We start from the raw sequence: 18,190 nt of genomic DNA, 5'->3' as shown, positions 1-18,190 counted from the left end.
GGATAGTGCAGACTGGCGTTTGGCGAATCGCTCCCGTCATCGCTAGCGTCGCGCGCCTGATGGCCGGACAAGTTACACCCATGATGGCGCAGTATCTCGCGCTCAAGGAGCAGGCGGGCGATTGCCTGCTGTTCTATCGCATGGGCGATTTCTTCGAATTGTTCTTCGACGATGCGAAAGTGGCCGCCGGGGTGCTCGACATCGCGCTGACCACGCGCGGCGAGCATGGCGGCGAACCGGTGCCGATGTGCGGCGTGCCGGTGCATTCGGCGGAGGGCTATCTCGCGCGCTTGATCAAGGGCGGCTGCCGGGTCGCGATCGCCGAACAGGTCGAGACGCCCGAGGAGGCCAAGGCGCGCGCCAAGCGCGAGGGCACTCCGGTGTCGAAGGCGCTCGTGGCGCGCGACATCGTGCGCTTCGTCACCGCCGGGACGTTGACCGAGGAAGCACTGCTCGAACCGCGCCGCGCCAATGTGCTGGCGGCAATCGCGCCGGTGCGCGGGAGCGTGGGCGTCGCCTCGGTCGATATCTCGACCGGGCGGATGGAACTGGAGGAATGCGGCGAGGGTGCGCTCGGCGCGCTACTCGCCCGGCTCGGCGCGAGCGAGGTGATCGCGCCCGAGGGCCGCGTCGATACCCCCGACGGCGCGATCGAGCGCGATGCGCGCGAATTCTCCAGCGAGAGCGGCGACAAGCGCCTCCGGGCGATCCATGAGGTCGCGACACTCGATGCATTCGGCACCTTCTCGCGCCCCATGCTGGCGGCGGCGGGCGGGTTGCTCGCCTATCTCGACCATGTCGGGCGAGGGACGATGCCGCTGTTGCTGCCGCCGGTGGCGCGCGACGGTGAGGGCACGCTGGCAATGGATGCGGCGACGCGTTCCAGCCTCGAAATCCTCGAGGCGCAGGGCGGCGGACGCAGGGGAAGCCTGGTCGCAGCGGTGGACCGCTGCGTGACCGGCGCCGGGGCGCGGCAGCTGGCCGAGGACCTGTCGGCCCCGCTGACCGACCGCGCAGCGATCGGCGAGCGGCTCGCGCTGGTCGGCTGGCTCCACGAAGACCAATTGCTTCGCGACGAGGTGCGGACCGCGCTCAAGTCGCTGCCCGACATCGGTCGCGCGCTGGGACGCGTGGTGGCCGGACGGGGTTCTCCGCGCGATCTCGGGCAGCTGCGCGACGGTCTGGGCATGGCGCGCCAATTGCGCGACCGGCTGAGGCAGGCCGAGGACCGGCCGCCATTGCTCGATGCCTTGCTGCCCGATTTGGCCGGCCATGGTGCACTGGCCGATCACTACGGCCGTGCGCTGGTGACGACCCCGCCGACCGAGCGCGCCAAGGGCGGCTTCATCGCTGAAGGCTACGACCACGCGCTCGACGACTTGCGCCAGACTTCGGGCAATGCCCGGCGCGCGATCGCCGCGCTCGAGGCGAAATACCGCGACGAGACCGGCGTGGGATCGCTCAAGATCAAGCACAATGGCGTGCTCGGCTACTTCATCGAGGTGCCCGCCAGGCACGGCGATGCTCTGATGGCGGCCGACAGTGGCTTCACCCACCGCCAGACGCTCGCCAATGCGGTGCGGTTCAATTCGCTGCACCTGCACGAGGAAGCGAGCCGGATTGCCGAGGCGGGTGTGCATGCGCTGGCGGCCGAAGAGGCGCATTTCGAGGAACTGGTCGAGGAAGCGGTCGCCGCGCGCGAAGCGATCGCCCGTACCGCCGCCGCACTGGCAAGGATCGACGTCGCCGCCGGCAATGCAGAGCGCGCTGCAGAGGACGGCTGGACGATGCCGGAGGTGGTCGACGCGCCGTGTCTCGAGATCGAGGGCGGTCGCCACCCGGTGGTCGAAGCCGCGCTCGCGGGCTCGGGCGAACGCTTCGTCGCCAATGACTGCACGCTGAGCGAGACCGACCGGCTATGGCTCGTCGGCGGCCCCAATATGGGCGGCAAGTCGACCTTCCTGCGCCAGAATGCGCTGATCGTCCTGCTCGCGCAGGCTGGCTGCTTCGTGCCTGCAAGCGCGGCCAGGATCGGTCTGGTCGACCGCTTGTTCAGCCGCGTCGGCGCTTCGGACAACCTCGCGCGCGGACGTTCGACCTTCATGGTCGAGATGGTCGAGACCGCGGCGATCCTGAGTCAGGCGACCGAGCGCAGTTTCGTGATCCTCGACGAGGTCGGACGCGGGACCTCCACCTATGACGGGCTCGCGCTGGCCTGGGCGGTGGTCGAGGCGGTGCACGACACGATCGCATGTCGCTGCCTGTTCGCGACGCATTATCATGAGCTCGCGCTGCTGGCCGATCGCTGTGAAGCGCTCTCGCTGCATCACGTGCGTGCGCGCGAGTGGAAGGGGGATCTCGTGCTGCTCCACGAGGTGGCCGAAGGCTCGGCCGACCGCTCATACGGCCTCGCCGTAGCCAAGCTTGCGGGCGTTCCCGCAGCGGTGGTGAAGCGCGCGCGATCGGTGCTCGACAAGCTCGAAAGGGGACGTGCCGAAACCGGCGGAATCGCGGCGGGACTGGGCGACCTGCCGCTATTCGCGGCGGCGGTCGAGGCCGAGGAAGAGCAGTGCGATACGCTGCGCGACGAACTCCGGGCGCTTGATATCGATGCGCTCAGCCCCCGCGACGCACTCGAAAAACTCTACGAGCTGAAGCGCGAGGCGGGCGAGCGCTGAGATTTGCCTTTCGCCAAGGGCGAGCTAGAGTTTGCCGATGGCACAGGACGATCCGCCCGCAGACGAGGACAAGAACACGCATTGGGCGGAGGTGCGCACCGACCTTGCCGAAGACCGCAACATCATGGCGATGGAGCGAACCTTCGCCGGGTGGATGCGCACCGCTTTCGCCGCGATCGGGATCGGGCTCGGCTTTCGCGCGCTATTCGGCGCGTGGGATCCGAGCTGGGTCCCCAAGCTGATCGCCAGCGCCTTCATCCTCGGCGGGGCCTGGCTGGCGATCAGCGCCCAGCGCCGCGCCTGCCATACGCTCGCGCGGCTCGACACGCACCAATTCGAGCCGATCTCGACGCCCAACTTTCGCGGCATGGCCTACGGAGTGGCGTTCGGCGCCGCGGTGCTCACGGTCGGTTTGTGGTGGTAGGCTGAAGCCCCGGAAAGGACGTGACGCGGATCAGGTCCCGTCACCGCGCAGCCCGTCGGGCTTCTTGTCCGTGCCGAACTTGTCGACATTGTCGTCGTGGTTCGGTTCGCCCCGATAGGCGTCCATGTCGACCCGACCCGAACTTTCCATGTCGCGCATGTGGTCGATCGTATCCTGGGTCGAATCGCCCATGAGGCCCGATTTGTTCGGCCCCTTCTCGCTTTCGGTCGGCGAGCGCGTTTCCTCGGTTAACGTCTCGGCCTGTTCGGTCACTTCCTGCGCCTGACTGCGATGATCGTCCTGCTCGTCATTATGCGTTTCGGGGGCTAGGCCGGCCTGGCGCTGTTCCTGGCTCTTCGGTCCGTCGGTCATGGATATCTCCTTTGCCCCATCAACCGACCGCAGCCCGTTCGAGTTCCGCCTAGATCGCGCCTATCTCGGGCCGCTTGCGCCGGGTGGCGATCCAGCAGCCCGCCACGATCAGCAGCACGCCGGATATCGTCGTCAGCGGGACGGCCTCGCGAAAGAACAGCCATCCGAACAGGCTCGCCCACAGGAAACCCGAATATTCCATCGGCACCAGCACTTGCGCCTCTTCGCGGGCATATCCCCATGCGAGCGCCGCGGCGCCGACCACGGTCAGCAGCGCGGCAGCGGCGAGATCGCCGGTTACCGCCGCGTCCGGCAGGATGAGAAACCACGGCGCACCGAAGGCGAGCACCAGCCCCCCGATCCCGCTATGGAAGGTGGCAATTTCGAGCGGCTTGGCGACCAGCGCCTGCTGCCGCCCGAGCACGAGGTTGTAGGCGTAGAGCAGGGCGGAGAAAGTGATCGCGGCGAGGCCCAGCGCGGCATCCTCGGTCATTCGCTCGCGGCCGATCCGCCCGCCCACGATCACCAGCGTGCCGGCGAGGCCGAGCAATGCCGCCCAGATCGCCTCCCGCCGGATTTGCTCCTTGAGCAGCAGCGCGGCGAGATAGAGCGAGAGGATCGGCGCGAAAAAGCTGATCGCGATCGTCTCGGCGATCGGTAGCTTGGTCAGCGCGTAGAAGAAGGTCAGCGCCATGAAGGCGGAGATCACGCCGCGGATCAGGTGGAAGCGCAGCGGCTTGCGCGCGGGCCAGCGCCCACCTGCGGCAAGCCACACAGGCGCGGCGATGGCAAAGCCGATCCCGTAACGCAGCACCGCCGCGCTATAGGCCCCGATCGCCAGCGCCGCGCCCTTCATGAAGGCGTCCATCAACGACAGGCACGCGACCCCGGCGAGCGCGGCAAGAACGGGCATGAGGTGAAGGTGACGGTCCGGCATGGCGTGCCTCATGCGCGGCGAATGACTGCGCGACAAGCGCCGCGATTCAGTTACGCGACAGCTACCCACATGCTATAAGCGCACGACGTTGGCGGGAGATTCCGCCGAAGACAGGGATCAAGATGAATACCAGGACCATTCTTTCGCTCGGCGCTGCGACGCTGTTGGTGACCCCGCTGGCCGCAGGCGCGCAGGAAGCCGACGCGGAAACCGAGATTTCGACCGATTCGATGGCGGTCGACCGGGTGACGGTCGAACAGGAAGTCTCGCAGGCGGTGGTCCAGGACATCCCGCCCGAGGCCGATCCCGACCCGGTCGGTGAATGGTCGGTCAAGCACGCCGAGGCGCTCCTCGCCGCGGTCGAGAACATCGGGACCGAGGGCCTGATACCCGCCGACTACGAGCCCGAAGCGCTGCGTGCCGCGATCGACGCGGGCGAAGGCGAAGCGCTCGATACGCTCGCCAGCCGGATCTTCGTCTACCTGGTCGAGGATCTGCGCGACGGGCGCACCCCGATGGACGCGCGCCGCCAGTGGTTCGTGGTCGATCCCGACGCCGATCGCCTGCCGACCTTCACCGTGATGGAGCAGGCGCTTGCAAGCGGCGATATTGCCGGGGCGCTGGTGGGGCTGGCGCCCGAGCATCGCGACTACGCTGCGCTCAAGGCCGAACTGGCGAAGACCACCGAGACGAAGAAGCGTAAGCTGATCATGGCGAACATGGATCGCTGGCGTTGGCTCCCGCGAGAGCTGGGCCGATTCTACCTCCTCACCAATGTCCCCGAATACAAGCTGCGCGTGACCGTGGGCGACAAGGTACTGTTCAATTACCGCACCATCGTGGGCAAGCCGGGCCGCACCGCGACCCCGCAGCTCGCCGAAACGGTCGAGGGCGTGGTCTTCAACCCGACCTGGACGGTGCCGCAATCGATCGTGAAAGGCGAAGGGCTTGGCGCGAAGGTGCTGAACAATCCTGCCTGGGCACGTGCCAACGGCTATGTCGCGACCAGAGGGGAGAATGGCTGGGTGACTGTCGTGCAGCAGCCCGGTCCGGGCAATTCGCTCGGCCGGATGAAGCTCGACATGCCCAACCCGCACGCAATCTTCATCCACGATACGCCGGCGAAATCGCTGTTTGCCCAAGATTACCGCGCACTCAGCCATGGTTGCATCCGCACCGAACATGCCGACGAACTCGCGATCACGATGGCGATCGTCGGCAAGGGCGCGACGCGCGACGAGGCGGTCGAGATCGCCGCGTCGGGCAAGTACACCAAGGTCCCGCTGGAGCGGAAATGGCCGGTCTACATCACCTATTTCACGATGGGGACCGACGTCGACGGCAAGATGAAGACCTTCGGCGACATCTACGACCGCGACGCGCCGGTGCTCGCGAGCTTCGACGCCGAGCGCGTCGGCAACCGTGCGCGCGTCACCAGCGAGAAGGCGGTCGCGATCGAAGCTCCCGGAGCCTAGTAGATCCCCGGATTGGTGCGCTGTTCGTCGCGCGGGGGATCGGGCTGGAGGATTTCGGCCTGCTGGAAGGGCGGAATGATCTCGCCGCCGTCGGGCGCGATGCCATAGCTGTCGGCCAGCAGCAGCTTGCCGCCGGCGAGATGCAGCTTGGCCTCGTCGAAATCCTTCGGGTCCATTGCGAAACAGCCGTTCGAACGGCCGAGCCGACCCCACCGCTCGACATGTTCGGCGCGGGCATAGGTGGCCTGGTGCATCACGATCGCTCGGTCGAGCGCGTTGGAATTGGTCGCATCGAGCCCGTCTAGCCGGATCGAGACGCCGTAGCGCCCGGTGTACCAGCCACGGGTGAAATAGGCCCCGCGGCTCGTCGCATTCGAGCCCTCGACATTCGAAAAGTTTTTGAGCCAGCCATCGTGCTGCGGGTCCGACCCCGTGCCGTGCGAGCACAGGTAGGAATGCACGCGCTCGTTCGCGAGATCGACGAAATGCAGCCGTTCATTGGCCGAATGCAGGCCGAAATCGGCGATCCCGACGACATCCTTGTGCCACAGCAGTGCGCCGTGTTCCTCGATGCCCCGGCGGGCGATCTCGAACAGGCGCCGATCGCGCGGCGAATGGGTCGCAACCTGGGCGGAAAGGCGCGCGGGAAGCGCCGCAACGGCACCGAAGGCGAGCCCTGACTTGATCAGTGTGCGTCGATCCATAACCCCTTCATAGCACATTTGCGGTTTAGCAAAGCCTGAATGCGATGCGATTATCCGCGGCTGCGATGGATCGTGGCGAAGGAGGCCGGGCGCGAACACGGCCATCCGATGCGACTTCAGGCGCCGACGCATTGGCGGGCGGCGCCGATCGCCCCGTCGCGGACCTTGCCCATATAGGCGCGCGACAGGCGGTTGAACTCGCTGCGTTCCATCCCGAGTCGCTCGGCGGCCTCGGCGTCGGGCACGCCGCGCTCGAGCGAGTAGAGCTTGTCGATGAAAGCGCGTTCCTCGCTGTTGAGCGTTTCGAACGCCTTGTCGGCCATGCAGGCGCATTCGCTTTCGGTCAGTCGACCGTTGCCGCTAGAAAAACAGCTTTCGGCCATTTCCTGTTTCGCTTGCCCGATACCCGAGCCGCAACCGGCGAGCGTGGCGCCGAACACGACCAGCGCAATCATGGATTTCTTCATCTGGGTCCTCCTGTTTACCGCCGCGAGCATGGCGGACCGGGTAAACATTCGACACAGACGCTTTCTGTCAAGCGAGCCGGGGCTCGGTCACTCCGCCGCCACCGCGTCGGCATTGCCGGCATCGCTCATCTGGTCCTCGATCATCGCCGCGCGCTGTTCGACGAGGTCGACGATGTGATCGAGCATGTCGCCCGATTTCACGTGGTGGTCGGTCACGCCCGAGAGGTAGACCATGTGCTTGCCGTTGCCGCCGCCGGTGATGCCGATATCGGTTTCGCGCGCTTCGCCCGGGCCGTTGACGACGCAGCCGAGCACCGAGAGGCTCATCGGGGTCTTGATGTGCTGGAGCCGCTCCTCGAGCGCCTGCACGGTGCGGATCACGTCGAAGCCCTGCCGTGCGCAGGAGGGGCAGGAAATGACGCGCACGCCGCGGGTGCGCAGGCCAAGTGCCTTGAGGATCTCGAAGCCGACCCGGACCTCTTCCTCGGGTTCGGCGGAGAGCGAGACGCGGATCGTGTCGCCGATCCCGGCCCACAGCAGCGAGCCGATCCCGATCGAGCTCTTGACCGTCCCGCCGATCAGCCCGCCCGCCTCGGTGATGCCGAGATGCAAGGGGCAGTCGACCGCTTCGGCGAGGCCGTGGTAGGCGGCCACCGCGAGGAACACGTCGCTGGCCTTCACCGCCACCTTGTAGTCGTGGAAATCGTGGTCCTGCAGCAGCTTGATGTGGTCGAGCGCGCTTTCGATCAGCGCCTCGGGGCAGGGCTCGCCGTATTTCTCGAGCAGGTCTTTTTCGAGGCTGCCCGCGTTCACGCCGATGCGGATCGCGCAACCGTTCGCCTTGGCCGCGCGAACGACTTCGGCGACGCGTTCGCTGCTGCCGATATTGCCCGGGTTGATGCGCAGGCAGGCCGCGCCCTTGTCGGCGGCCTCGAGCGCGCGCTTGTAATGGAAATGGATGTCGGCAACGATCGGGATCGCTGCGGCCCTGGTGATCTCGTCGAAGCGCTCGGTCGCCTCGGCGGTGGGGCACGACACGCGGATGATGTCCGCGCCCGCCTCCTCGCAGCGGCGGATCTGGTCGATCGTCGCCGCGACGTCCTCGGTCGGCGTGTTGGTCATGGTCTGCACGGTGATCGGTGCATCGCCGCCGACCGGCACGCTGCCGACCATGATCTGGCGGGATTGACGGCGCTCGATCGTGCGCCAGGGACGGATGGAATCTAGGCTCAAGGCTCAAATCCTAACGGGCATGGACCGGGTGTTACACTGTCCAGGGGAAAGAAAAGACGACCGCGCGCAGCGCTGTGCGCCGCCCATATGGGCGCTATGTTGCACGATTGCGATACGCGGGAACATGGGCCCTGCATAACAGGCCCGGCGCGCTTAGGAAAACGCCTTAGAAGCGCGTCGATAGCGAGAAGGCGAGCACGTCTGCATCGCCGGTGCTGTTCGAGCGGGTGACCACGCTCGTCTGCGCCGGCGTACCGGGATAGAACACAGTCTGACGCGCGATCGGCTCGCTCGAGACGAAGACGTGGCTGTAGGCGAGGTTCACCGCCATGTGATCGGTCAGGCGATAGGTCGCACCGGCGCTGGCCCACAGCCGGTCGCCATCGGGCACGCGGGTCGAGCGGAAAGTGTCGCCGACCGGGCTTTCGTCCCACATCGTGCCCGCGCGCAGCGTGAGCTTGTCGGAGAAGTCATATTCGCCGCCCGCCGCGATCGACATCGTGTCCTCGTAGTTCTGCGGGCTGCTGGTCGGTGGGAATCCGGGGGCGATGAAGTCGATCCGGTCGAAATCGCTCCAGTCGTAATGGCGCGCGGTAGCATAGCCGCGCCACTTGCCGCCGGGGTCGATCGCGACCGAGAGCGTGGCGATATCGGGCATGGTGATCGGCGTGGTCGCGTCGAACGTGCCGTTCTGCGGCGCGAGCGGTCCGGCGAGGCCCGAGATCTCGAGCGGCCCTTCGAGCGTGTGGTCGACCTGCGAACGGTAATGTGCACCGAAGCGCAGCGGGCCGGCCTTGAACAGCGCGCCGACATTGAAGCCGAACGAGATATCGTCGCCTTCGATCGCGAAGCGCCCGTCGGGCGCGGTCGGCGAGAGGTTGGGCAGCGCGTTGACCAGCGTGGTGTCGATATACTGGATGTCGATCCCGCCGCCGAGCGAGAGGTTCTCGGTCAGCTTGACCGCGACGCTCGGCTGGACGTTGAAGGTCAGCAGGTCGGCCTGCACCGCATCGAAGCGGCCGAAGAAATCGTCCTCGTAGCCCGATGCGACGCCGAACGGGCTGTTGACGCCGACACCGACCCACACGCGGTCGCTGACCTGTGCACTGGCATAGAAGCTCGGGATCGGGATCGGCTGGGCGAACGGATTGCCGCCGTCGCTGCCGGTAACGGGAACGGTCCCCGCCAGGCCCGGCACGGTGCGCGTCGATCCGGCGTTGTCCTGCTGCGCGGTGACGAACAGCAATTGCCCGCCGCCCTCGATATTGATGCCTTCGAGTTCGGTCATCCCCGCCGGGTTGAAGAAGATCGTCGCGCCGCTATCGGCGGCGGCAGCTTCGCCGGAATAGGCGCGACCGGCCTCGATTCCGGACTGCTCCTGGACGTAGAATCCACCTGCAACGGCAGGTGTGGCAACGAGCGCGCTCGATAGGCCGAGCGCAGCGATGAAAGGCTTGTTCTGCATCTGGATATCTTCCTACAGGCCAGCCGTGGCGGCAAGCCGTTCCTTTGCGTTTCACTTAACGGTTGAATTTTCGTGGCGCTTAGGCCGCACCGCGTTGCCAACGCCGCAGCTTTGGGCGAGACGGGGTCGGTGACCGACAACGAAGCCGCCCGCGAAGACGATGCCGATGGCCCGCTGCTGTTCGGACGCGTCCTCGACGGCGAGGGCGGGGCGCGAGTGATCGGCTGGGACGAAGCGCGGGACTGGAAGCCCGCCGCCCCGGGCGAGATCATGTGGGTCCACCTGTGTCGCAATCGCGCGGGCGTGACCGAGTGGTTGCGCGACGGTCTCCGCCTGCCCGAACCGACCTGGGAACTGCTGGTCTCCGACCGCACCCGACCGCGCGCATTCCGCGAAGGCGGTACGCTGGTCGCGACGCTGCGCGGGATCAACTTCAACCCGGGGGCCCAGCCGGAGGACATGATCTCGATGCAATTGTGGTGCGATGGGGCGCGGCTGGTCACGCTGCGGCGCCACCCGATGCAGTCCCCGCGCCGCGTGCTGAAGGCGATCGACGACGGCATCGGCCCGCGCGATTGCGGGGCGATCGTGACCGAACTGGCCGAAAACCTCGTCACAAGGATGAACGCTGCGATCGTCGACATGAACGACCATATCGACGAGCTCGAACAGGCCGATCTCGAGGGCGATACCGACAGCATGCTCGACAGGATCACAAGCATCCGGCGCAACTGCCTTGCCCTCAAGCGTCACATGGGTCCGCAGCACGTCGCGCTCGAGGCGATCAGCCGCGAGGCGCCGCCATGGTTCGAGGATCACGACCGCCGCGAGATCGCCGAGACGATCGACCGGCTGCGCCGCTACCTCGACGACATCGATATCTCGAAGGAAAGCGCGATGGTGATGCAGGACGAGCTGCGCGCCCGCGCGCTCGCGGCGAACGAACGCGCGACCTACATGCTCACCATCGTGGCGGGAATCTTCCTGCCGCTCGGATTTCTCACCGGCCTGTTCGGGATCAATGTCGGCGGGATGCCCGGATTGGAAGATCCCGAAGCGTTCTGGTGGGTCGTCGGCCTGTGCATCGCGATCATGTTCGCGCTCTATTTCCTGTTCCGGAAACTGCGCTGGCTGTGATCGCGCGGGACGGCGCTGGTCCGGGCCAGCTCAGTCGTCGTGCTCGATTACCTTGATCGCTTCTGGCAGCGCCTGCTTCAACTGGCCGAGCAGGGCTTCGCATTCCTCGTGACGCCCATCTTCGAGGCATTGCAATGCCTCGGCGAGCTTGCGATCGACCGCGCCCAGCATCTGGCGGCAGTTCTTGTTTGCATGGTTGAGCCGGTGGATGCGTTCTTCCGGGGTCATGATCTGTTCGGGCGCCACACCGCGCCCGCCTCCGTTAAGGGTTCCTTCTCGATCGTGTTCGCGGGGAACACGGTGCCGGTGAAGCAGACGGGGCGCGGGATCGAAATCCCGCGCCCCGCCGCATTGCCATCGCCGTCGATCACGCGCCGGGGGGCAGCGGATCTTCCGAGCCCTTGGTCGAACGCCGGCGCGGCGGCTTGGGTGCCGGTGGCACGCCATCGCCCGCCGCGTCGTCCATCTGTTCGAGCTTGCGCGCGGCCCAGTCGCGGCCGCCGAGGCCGAAGGCCAGCGCACCCGCCACCGAGACACCGATCACGATCGCGGTGAATGCGGTTTCGGTGATGATGTCGCCGACGCCGGTGAAGCTCAGGCCCATGAAGGTGAAGAGGATGATGGTCGCCCACTTCACGATCGAGCCCGCGGACGACCCGCTCTCCGCCCCGTCGATGATCCGCTGGAGCATGTTGGCGAGCAAGAAGCCCACCCCGATCACGACCGCGCCGAACACGACCTTGCCGCCCAGTTCGAGGACCTCGTTGAGCAGCGCTGTGAGTTCCGGGAAGCCGAGCAGCCTGGTCGCCGCGATGGCGAAGAACAGGATGATCGCGACCTGCACGACGCGTGCGATCACGCTCGATGCGCGCGTGTCGTGGGGCAGGATCTCGGCGGCCTGCAGCGAACGGTCGACGCCGAGCCCGGCGAGGATTTCCTTGAGGAATTCCACCACGAAGCGGCTGATGACGTAGCCGATGCCGAGCAGGATCGCCGCCCCGATGATCCGCGGGATCGCGTCGAAGATCAGCTGAAGCATGTTGCTCGCTGGAGCCATCACGCTGTCGAGGTTGAGCGCATCGAGCGCGAGGATCGAGACGAACACCACGATGATCGCGTAGATCACGGTGCCGATGGTCTTGCTGATCGTGCTGTTGCCGGTGACGGTGTCTACCCCGCCGCGATTGGCCCATTTGTCGAAATCGACCGTCTGCAGCGTCGTCGTGACGAGGTCGCGCACGATCTTCGCGACCATCAGGCCGATGAAGAAGATGAGCCCCGCACCGACCAGGTTCGGGATGAAGTCGACCACGTTGGCGAGCAGCGCGTTGATCGGCTCGGCCACCGAAGCGAGGCCGAGCACGGTCAGCAGGACGAGCAGCCCGAACAGCCAGATCAGCAGGCTGACGATCTCGCCCAGCGATTCACCGAGCGATCGCCCGCTGCCGGTCCCGCGCTGGAAGAAGGAAATCTTGTCGACAAGCTTGGCGAATGCCCATTTCGCCGCCCGTGCAGCCACCCAAGTGGCCAGGAGGATGACGACGGCGAGCCCGATCTTCTCGAGAACCTCCATCGCGACATCCTGGTCCCAACGATAATTCCCTAGTTGCATATCGTTTCCTTCCCCGTGTTTATGATGAGGCCCAAATTAACAGGTTGCGGGGCTTTAACCAAATGGCGTGTGCATAATCTGGCCTCTTGCCAATCGCCGGGCGCGGTTACACAACCGCCGGCATGCGTATTCTCAGCCAGTTCTTCGCCGCCCCCGTTCTCGCTTTCGCCGGGCTTCTCCTTCTTCTCGCTGCCCCGGCGTCCGCACACGATCCCGAATGGTCGATCGCGATCCATGGCGGCGCGGGCACGATGTCGCCCGAGCGGATGGATGCGGAGACCCGCGCCGAATACGAGGCTGCCCTGCAGGCCGCGCTCGATGCCGGGTCGAAAGTGCTCGCAGAAGGCGGAACCGCGATGGACGCGGTGGTCGCCGCGATCACGCTGATGGAGGACGATCCCAAGTTCAACGCCGGGCGCGGCGCGGTCTTCACCTGGGACGGGGTCAACGAACACGACGCCTCGATCATGGACGGCCGCACCCGCGATGCGGGCGCCAGCACCGGCACGCGCAACGTCCGCCACCCGATCCTGCTCGCGCGTGCGGTGATGGAGGACAGTCCCCACGTATTCTTGAGCCGCGAGGGGGCGGAGCAGTTCGCGGCGGAACAGGGGCTCGAGCTGGTCGACCCGGCGTGGTTCGGCACCGACGGTCGCCGCGAGGCTCTCGATCGCTACAAGGCGGCGCAGATGGAAGAGCAAGGCATGAGCCAGCTCGCAATCGATACCAAGTTCGGCACGGTCGGCGCGGTCGCGCGCGACAGCAACGGCAACCTGGCCGCCGGCACCTCGACCGGCGGGATGACCGGCAAGCGCTGGGGACGGATCGGCGATTCGCCGATCATCGGATCGGGCACCTATGCCGACAATCGCGCCTGCGCCGTCTCCGCGACCGGCTGGGGCGAATATTTCATCCGCACCAACGTTGCCGCCGAGATCTGCGCGCGGATGCGGATGAAGGGCGAGAGCGCGAAGGTCGCGGGCGAAGCGGTGATCGCCGAAATGGGCGCGCTCGGCGGTAATGGCGGTGTGATCGTCGCGGGCGCGAACGGCGATCTCGCCTTCGCCTTCGACACCACCGGCATGTATCGCGGGCGCGCCGATTCCGAGGGATTGAACGAAGTGGCGATCTTCGCCGGCGAAGATGGCGGTGAGGACGACTGATCCTGCGCCTTCGCACCCTTGCCTTGATCGGCTCCCGCTCCTAAGGCGGCGCGCAAACTTCCATCACTAGCAAAGACGCGAAAACGCCATGGACGATCGGACCAACACAACCTTCGGCTGGATCCTCTTTTCCGGGATCGTGCTGCTCGGCGGCGCGAGCCTCTCCTCGCATTATTTCCAGGCTGACAAGCCGCACGCGCCCGAAGAAGGTGGCTACTTCATCGAAGGTGCGGCGGAAGAAGGTGGCGAGGACGATGGTCCCGCGCTGGCGACGCTGCTCGCCAATGCCGATCTCGCCGCGGGCGAGCAGGTCTTTGCAAAGTGCTCCGCCTGCCACACGGTCACCCCGGGCGGCGCCGACGGCATCGGCCCCAACATCCATGCCATCATGGGTGCGCCGATCGCCTCGGGTTCGTTTGCCTATTCGGCCGACCTCAAGGGCGTCGGCGGCACCTGGACCTGGGAACAGATGGACGCCTGGCTCGCCAGCCCGCGCAAGTTCGCCGCGGGGACCAAGATGAGCTTCGCCGGTCTCGGCAAGCCCGAAGACCGCGCCAACCTGATGGCATGGCTCAACACGCAGGGTTCGAACATCGCGCTGCCGCCGCCCCCGGTCGAAGAGCCCGAGGAAGGTGACGCCCCGGCCCAGGACAATGGCGAGATGGGCGAACAGGTCGGCACCGACTTCGACGATGCCACCGCGGTCGCGCAGCCCGACCCCGAGCTGAAGGGCGATCCCAAGGCGACCGACGTCGATCCCGAATAAGTCGGTTTCCGGGGGCGTCTAGTCGCGCCCCTTGAAGCCTTTCGCCACCACGTACCATTCGGGCGAGCCCTTGCGGCTCGCCTCGGGCTTGGCGTGCTTGACGCTTTTGAAGTGCTGCTTGAGCACCGAGAGCAGTTCCGCGTCGGTGCCGCCGGCGAACACCTTGGCGACGAAATTGCCGCCCGGCACGAGCGTCTCGATCGCGAAATGCGCGGCGGTCTCGACCAGTCCCGCCGTGCGCAACTGGTCGGTCGTCTTGTGGCCGGTGGTATTGGCGGCCATGTCCGACAAGACGAGGTCGGGCGGCCCGCCCAGCGCGTCGCTCAGCGCATCGGGCGCCGCATCGTCCATGAAATCCATCTGCAGCAGCGTCACGCCCTCGATCGGCTCGGTCTCGAGCAGGTCGATCCCGACCAGCTCGGCCTTCGGCGCGACCTCGCGTACCAGTTGCGCCCAGCTGCCCGGCGCGACGCCGAGGTCGACCACGCGTCGCGCTCCGCGCAGCAGGTCGAACTTCTCGTCGATCTGCTTCAGCTTGTAGGCGGCACGGCTGCGATAGCCATCCTGCTTGGCCTGCTTGACCCACGGATCGTTGAGCTGGCGTTCGAGCCAGCGGCGCGAGCTTTCGCTGCGTCCGCGGGCTTTCTTCACCCGCCGGACCGGGTCCTTTCCCGAACGGCTCATGCTGTATCTCCCCGACCGGCGACGATTTCGCGGCGCGCCTGCTCGCCCTGCAGCCCCGATGCCATCATCGAGCGCAGGATTCCCTCGCGGATGCCGCGATCGGCCACGCCGAGCCGCTCGGCCGGCCACAGGTCGAGGATCGTCTCTAGGATCGCGCAGCCTGCTACCACCAGCTCGGCGCGGTCATGGCCGATGCACGGCACCTCGCCGCGTTCCTCGGGCGAGAGCGAGGACAGCCGCTCGGCGATGTCGCGCATGCCTTGGCTCGGCATGATCAGACCATCGACCGCGCCGCGATCATATTGCGGCAGTTCGAGGTGCAGGCTGGCGAGCGTGGTCACCGTGCCGCTGGTGCCGAGCAGCCGGAGCCCGCCTTCGCCGAAGCGGCTCTCGCGCCGCGACGGTGCGATCCGCTCGGCGAATTCGGCAAAGGAATCGGCCACCGTCTCGCGCATCCTGGCATAGCGCGCCAGCCGCGCCGCCCGGCTGCCTTCGGTCTCGGGTCCCTCGGGCTCGGGCCCGATCTCCTCGGTCAGCGAAACCACTCCCCACGGCACGCTCTGCCAGTCGATGATGGTGGGAATGGTGCCCCCGGTCTCGACCAGCACCAGCTCGGTCGAACCGCCGCCGATATCGAAGATCATCGCCGGACCTTCGCCGTGTTCGAGCAGGACGTGGCAACCGAGCACCGCGAGCCGAGCCTCCTCGCGCGCGGAGATGATGTCGAGCACGATCCCTGTTTCCTTGCGCACCCGCTCGATGAATTCGGCGCCATTGGCCGCGCGGCGGCAGGCCTCGGTCGCGACCGAACGCGCGAGGTGCACTCGGCGGCGGCGCAGCTTGCCCGCGCAGACATGCAGCGCGGCGAGCGTGCGTTCCATCGCCTCGTCGGACAGCCTTCCATTGAGCGCCAATCCTTCGCCCAGCCGCACGACCCGGCTGAAGGCGTCGATCACGGTGAAGTTTTCGCCCTCGGGCCGCGCGATCAACAGGCGGCAATTATTGGTACCGAGATCGAGCGCGGCATAGGCCTGCCGGTGGTGTGGGGTGCGAATGAAAGGGTTGCGGGCGGGCGTGGCCCGGCCGTTCTTGCTGCCGCTGCCGGAAACCGACGAGGCCGGTTTGCCGTTGTCCCGGTGCTGGCCGGGCGGGCGCGAGGCGTGTGGGGAAGCCTTTCCGTTATGCGAGTGGCCCTGCGACCTGCCGTTCCCGCCGGACCTGTGCTCCCGGTCCCGATTATGTGCCCCGCGCACTGCCGACGGATCGTCTTCCGCCATGATACGCGTGTCTCTTGTTCTTTCGCCCGCGAGCAGGGGCCCGCGGGAACCTGTCACCGAACCTAGGGCAAGCGATTCGAATCGGCAAGTTCGGTTCGGATTCGGGACCGATCGGGGGGTGCGAAGGCTTGCGATCGCTATGCTTGACGAATCCCCGGCACCGACCTAGATGCGCGCCTCCGATTGCCCCGTCGTCTAATGGTAAGACTGCGGACTCTGACTCCGTCAATTGAGGTTCGAATCCTCACGGGGCATCCAATTCCTCGCCAGAACAACCTCGCGAGCCGGTCTCGCCGGATCGCATGCGCGCGCGCGGACATGGCCGGCGGCGGCCTTGGGCGAATCACGGTTTCATTTTGCTCCGGGCTGGGTGTTAGCCCTTGCCGAATCCTACGCGGGGGACCGCGGCCCAGGTGGAGTCCTTCTTCATGAAACGTCGGATGCCCTGAAGGCGATACCAGAGGTTTATCTGGCGATAGCCGAAGTTCTCGATCACCGCGGCGATGCCGATGCGGACGAGATCGGTGGCGGTGGGGGTGCGGCGCAATTGCTGTTCCTCGAGCGCCAAGGTGCCGAGGCTGAGCACGCAGCCGAAAACCACCGAAACGAAGAAGAAGGCGAGCGCCATCATCGGGTCGAGCAGGCCGAGCAAGGCCGCCGCGGGCAGCACCAGGTAGCCGAGCAGTTCAGCCGGCGGGCCGATGATATCCTCGAGCACGATCTGCGGCATGGCGAGCATCCCGATCCGACCGTAGCGCGGGTTGAAGATCATGCCGCGATGGCACTGAAGCGTTTCAAGAGCACCCTGCTGCCAGCGCTTTCGCTGGTTATCGAGTCCGTCGAGCGCGGCCGGCGCCTCGGTCCAGCAGACGATGTCGGGAACGAAGGCCATCCGGTATTCGCGCTCGCGATCGCGCATATGGCGGTGCATGCGCACCACCAGTTCGAGGTCCTCGCCGACGGTATCGTGGCGGTACCCGCCCATCTCGACGAGGGTCGAGCGGCGGAACAGGCCGAATGCGCCGGAGATCAGCATCAGCGTGTTGGTGTGGGCATTGGCAACCCGGTTCATCAGGAAGGCCCGGAGATATTCGACCGTCTGGAAACGCGGCACGAGGCTCTTGGAGATGCCGATCTTCTGCAGCGAGCCGCCCTTGATGGTGCAGCCGTTGGCGATGCGGATCGCGCCGCCTACGGCGATCAGCCTCCCGTCGTCATACATGAACGGTTCGGCCGCGCGCAGAAGACCGTCGGGTTCGATGATCGAATCGGCGTCGATCACGCAGACCAGCGGGGTCCGCGCGAATCCGATCCCGGCATTGGCGGCGTCGGCCTTGCGTCCGTTCTCCTTGTCGACGACGAGCAGGTTGGGATAGCGGCGCGACCTGTAGGTGGCGCGAATGCGGGTCTGCTGGAGTTCGGCGATCTGGGTGCGGCTGGTTTCCTCCATCCCGAACGATCGCACCAGCTGGCCCAGCGTATCGTCCTTCGACCCGTCATTGACCACGATCACCTCGTGCTCGGGATATTCGAGCGCGAGCAGCGCCTTGACGCTCTGCACGATCGACAATTCCTCGTTGTAGGCGGGCGCGATCACGGTGATCGGCATGGCGAGGTCGGCGTAGCGGTTCCACAGGTCGCGCGCGCCCTCGCCGGGCTTGACCCGGGTTGCGAACACCCACGCCGCGACGAGCAATTGCGCGAGGCTGATCACATTGCGCAGCGCGACGATGATGAAACAGGCATAGGCGATCCACACGATCGCATCGGCCGCCGCTGTCTGTAGTTCCAACCAG

The 18,190-nt window shown here is 66.4% G+C and carries 18 protein-coding genes and 1 tRNA gene; 7 read left to right on the top strand and 12 right to left on the bottom strand.

The window, feature by feature from the left end; genetic code table 11:
• Window positions 1-59: 59 nt before the first annotated feature.
• The gene (gene mutS, locus IEW49_RS11055; protein ID WP_373282507.1) at window positions 60-2,678 is read left to right on the top strand and encodes a DNA mismatch repair protein MutS; all 2,619 of its coding nucleotides are present in this window, start codon (window positions 60-62) and stop codon (window positions 2,676-2,678) included.
• Between the two features lie 37 nt (window positions 2,679-2,715).
• Window positions 2,716-3,102, top strand: a complete 387-nt coding sequence (locus tag IEW49_RS11050) for a YidH family protein (RefSeq protein ID WP_188642703.1) — start codon at window positions 2,716-2,718, stop codon at window positions 3,100-3,102.
• Window positions 3,103-3,132: 30 nt separating this feature from the next.
• Here the strand turns inward: IEW49_RS11050 and IEW49_RS11045 are convergent, their stop codons facing one another.
• Window positions 3,133-3,474 carry a hypothetical protein gene (locus IEW49_RS11045; protein WP_188642702.1) on the bottom strand — a complete coding sequence of 114 codons (342 nt, stop codon included), beginning with the start codon at window positions 3,472-3,474 and terminating at the stop codon, window positions 3,133-3,135.
• Window positions 3,475-3,523: 49 nt separating this feature from the next.
• Window positions 3,524-4,387: a DMT family transporter gene (locus tag IEW49_RS11040; RefSeq protein WP_229658174.1), complete on the bottom strand. Its 864-nt coding sequence runs from the start codon at window positions 4,385-4,387 to the stop codon at window positions 3,524-3,526.
• A gap of 146 nt (window positions 4,388-4,533) precedes the next feature.
• On the opposite strand from IEW49_RS11040, the gene IEW49_RS11035 reads away from it, so the two are divergent.
• Window positions 4,534-5,886, top strand: a complete 1,353-nt coding sequence (locus IEW49_RS11035) for a L,D-transpeptidase family protein (RefSeq protein ID WP_188642700.1) — start codon at window positions 4,534-4,536, stop codon at window positions 5,884-5,886.
• On the opposite strand, the gene IEW49_RS11030 is transcribed toward IEW49_RS11035, so the two are convergent.
• From IEW49_RS11030 to IEW49_RS11015, 4 genes are all read right to left on the bottom strand, one after another.
• Window positions 5,883-6,590, bottom strand: a complete 708-nt coding sequence (locus tag IEW49_RS11030; RefSeq protein ID WP_188642699.1) for a murein L,D-transpeptidase catalytic domain-containing protein — start codon at window positions 6,588-6,590, stop codon at window positions 5,883-5,885. The two genes, IEW49_RS11035 and IEW49_RS11030, sit on opposite strands and share 4 nt — an antisense overlap.
• Before the next feature lie 116 nt (window positions 6,591-6,706).
• Window positions 6,707-7,057 (bottom strand): hypothetical protein, encoded by a 351-nt coding sequence (locus IEW49_RS11025; protein WP_188642698.1) that lies wholly within the window; start codon window positions 7,055-7,057, stop codon window positions 6,707-6,709.
• A gap of 87 nt (window positions 7,058-7,144) precedes the next feature.
• On the bottom strand, window positions 7,145-8,290 hold the full coding sequence (gene ispG / locus IEW49_RS11020; RefSeq protein WP_188642697.1) for a flavodoxin-dependent (E)-4-hydroxy-3-methylbut-2-enyl-diphosphate synthase: 1,146 nt from the start codon (window positions 8,288-8,290) through the stop codon (window positions 7,145-7,147).
• A gap of 166 nt (window positions 8,291-8,456) precedes the next feature.
• Entirely contained in the window at window positions 8,457-9,755 is a 1,299-nt protein-coding gene (locus IEW49_RS11015) for an OmpP1/FadL family transporter (protein ID WP_188642696.1), read from the bottom strand.
• A 129-nt stretch (window positions 9,756-9,884) separates the two neighbouring features.
• Here IEW49_RS11015 and IEW49_RS11010 point away from each other — a divergent pair, with 129 nt between their 5' ends.
• The gene (locus IEW49_RS11010; RefSeq protein ID WP_188642695.1) at window positions 9,885-10,892 is read left to right on the top strand and encodes a zinc transporter ZntB; all 1,008 of its coding nucleotides are present in this window, start codon (window positions 9,885-9,887) and stop codon (window positions 10,890-10,892) included.
• Window positions 10,893-10,922: 30 nt separating this feature from the next.
• On the opposite strand, the gene IEW49_RS11005 is transcribed toward IEW49_RS11010, so the two are convergent.
• The 3 genes from IEW49_RS11005 to IEW49_RS10995 are packed head-to-tail and all read right to left on the bottom strand — an operon-like array spanning window position 10,923 to window position 12,504.
• A complete protein-coding gene (locus tag IEW49_RS11005) occupies window positions 10,923-11,138 on the bottom strand; it encodes a hypothetical protein (RefSeq protein ID WP_188642694.1) in 216 nt (71 codons plus the stop codon).
• On the bottom strand, window positions 11,117-11,263 hold the full coding sequence (locus IEW49_RS11000) for a hypothetical protein (RefSeq protein WP_188642693.1): 147 nt from the start codon (window positions 11,261-11,263) through the stop codon (window positions 11,117-11,119). Before IEW49_RS11000 ends, IEW49_RS11005 begins: the two co-directional genes overlap by 22 nt.
• The gene (locus tag IEW49_RS10995) at window positions 11,260-12,504 is read right to left on the bottom strand and encodes a mechanosensitive ion channel (RefSeq protein WP_188642692.1); all 1,245 of its coding nucleotides are present in this window, start codon (window positions 12,502-12,504) and stop codon (window positions 11,260-11,262) included. The genes IEW49_RS11000 and IEW49_RS10995 overlap by 4 nt, the downstream gene beginning before the upstream one ends.
• 122 nt (window positions 12,505-12,626) lie before the next feature.
• Between IEW49_RS10995 and IEW49_RS10990 the strand changes: the two genes are divergently transcribed.
• Both IEW49_RS10990 and IEW49_RS10985 read left to right on the top strand, forming a co-directional pair.
• Entirely contained in the window at window positions 12,627-13,667 is a 1,041-nt protein-coding gene (locus tag IEW49_RS10990; protein WP_188642691.1) for an isoaspartyl peptidase/L-asparaginase family protein, read from the top strand.
• Window positions 13,668-13,755: 88 nt separating this feature from the next.
• A complete protein-coding gene (locus tag IEW49_RS10985) occupies window positions 13,756-14,433 on the top strand; it encodes a c-type cytochrome (RefSeq protein ID WP_188642690.1) in 678 nt (225 codons plus the stop codon).
• 18 nt (window positions 14,434-14,451) lie between these two features.
• On the opposite strand, the gene IEW49_RS10980 is transcribed toward IEW49_RS10985, so the two are convergent.
• Both IEW49_RS10980 and IEW49_RS10975 read right to left on the bottom strand, forming a co-directional pair.
• On the bottom strand, window positions 14,452-15,117 hold the full coding sequence (locus IEW49_RS10980; protein ID WP_188642689.1) for an RlmE family RNA methyltransferase: 666 nt from the start codon (window positions 15,115-15,117) through the stop codon (window positions 14,452-14,454).
• On the bottom strand, window positions 15,114-16,394 hold the full coding sequence (locus IEW49_RS10975) for a Ppx/GppA phosphatase family protein (RefSeq protein ID WP_188642688.1): 1,281 nt from the start codon (window positions 16,392-16,394) through the stop codon (window positions 15,114-15,116). Before IEW49_RS10975 ends, IEW49_RS10980 begins: the two co-directional genes overlap by 4 nt.
• A 184-nt stretch (window positions 16,395-16,578) precedes the next feature.
• On the opposite strand from IEW49_RS10975, the gene IEW49_RS10970 reads away from it, so the two are divergent.
• A tRNA-Gln gene (locus IEW49_RS10970) sits at window positions 16,579-16,652 on the top strand.
• Between the two features lie 115 nt (window positions 16,653-16,767).
• Here the strand turns inward: IEW49_RS10970 and IEW49_RS10965 are convergent.
• A complete protein-coding gene (locus tag IEW49_RS10965; RefSeq protein ID WP_373282506.1) occupies window positions 16,768-18,186 on the bottom strand; it encodes a glycosyltransferase family 2 protein in 1,419 nt (472 codons plus the stop codon).
• Window positions 18,187-18,190: the final 4 nt, after the last annotated feature.

It is taken from the genome of Pseudoblastomonas marina (assembly GCF_014641655.1).
Classification (GTDB): domain Bacteria; phylum Pseudomonadota; class Alphaproteobacteria; order Sphingomonadales; family Sphingomonadaceae; genus Alteriqipengyuania_A; species Alteriqipengyuania_A marina.
The sequence above is the reverse complement of the archived record's forward strand: the minus strand, read 5'-3'. Positions and strand labels throughout refer to the sequence as shown.

Excerpts from the sequence above, each read along its gene's own strand:
- mutS (WP_373282507.1), top strand. The coding sequence starts at position 60 with ATGGCCGGACAAGTTACACCCATGATGGCGCAGTATCTCGCGCTCAAG.
- IEW49_RS11050 (WP_188642703.1), top strand. The coding sequence starts at position 2,716 with ATGGCACAGGACGATCCGCCCGCAGACGAGGACAAGAACACGCATTGG.
- IEW49_RS11045 (WP_188642702.1), bottom strand. The coding sequence starts at position 3,474 with ATGACCGACGGACCGAAGAGCCAGGAACAGCGCCAGGCCGGCCTAGCC.
- IEW49_RS11040 (WP_229658174.1), bottom strand. The coding sequence starts at position 4,387 with ATGCCCGTTCTTGCCGCGCTCGCCGGGGTCGCGTGCCTGTCGTTGATG.
- IEW49_RS11035 (WP_188642700.1), top strand. The coding sequence starts at position 4,534 with ATGAATACCAGGACCATTCTTTCGCTCGGCGCTGCGACGCTGTTGGTG.
- IEW49_RS11030 (WP_188642699.1), bottom strand. The coding sequence starts at position 6,590 with ATGGATCGACGCACACTGATCAAGTCAGGGCTCGCCTTCGGTGCCGTT.
- IEW49_RS11025 (WP_188642698.1), bottom strand. The coding sequence starts at position 7,057 with ATGAAGAAATCCATGATTGCGCTGGTCGTGTTCGGCGCCACGCTCGCC.
- IEW49_RS11015 (WP_188642696.1), bottom strand. The coding sequence starts at position 9,755 with ATGCAGAACAAGCCTTTCATCGCTGCGCTCGGCCTATCGAGCGCGCTC.
- IEW49_RS10995 (WP_188642692.1), bottom strand. The coding sequence starts at position 12,504 with ATGCAACTAGGGAATTATCGTTGGGACCAGGATGTCGCGATGGAGGTT.
- IEW49_RS10990 (WP_188642691.1), top strand. The coding sequence starts at position 12,627 with ATGCGTATTCTCAGCCAGTTCTTCGCCGCCCCCGTTCTCGCTTTCGCC.
- IEW49_RS10985 (WP_188642690.1), top strand. The coding sequence starts at position 13,756 with ATGGACGATCGGACCAACACAACCTTCGGCTGGATCCTCTTTTCCGGG.
- IEW49_RS10980 (WP_188642689.1), bottom strand. The coding sequence starts at position 15,117 with ATGAGCCGTTCGGGAAAGGACCCGGTCCGGCGGGTGAAGAAAGCCCGC.
- IEW49_RS10975 (WP_188642688.1), bottom strand. The coding sequence starts at position 16,394 with ATGGCGGAAGACGATCCGTCGGCAGTGCGCGGGGCACATAATCGGGAC.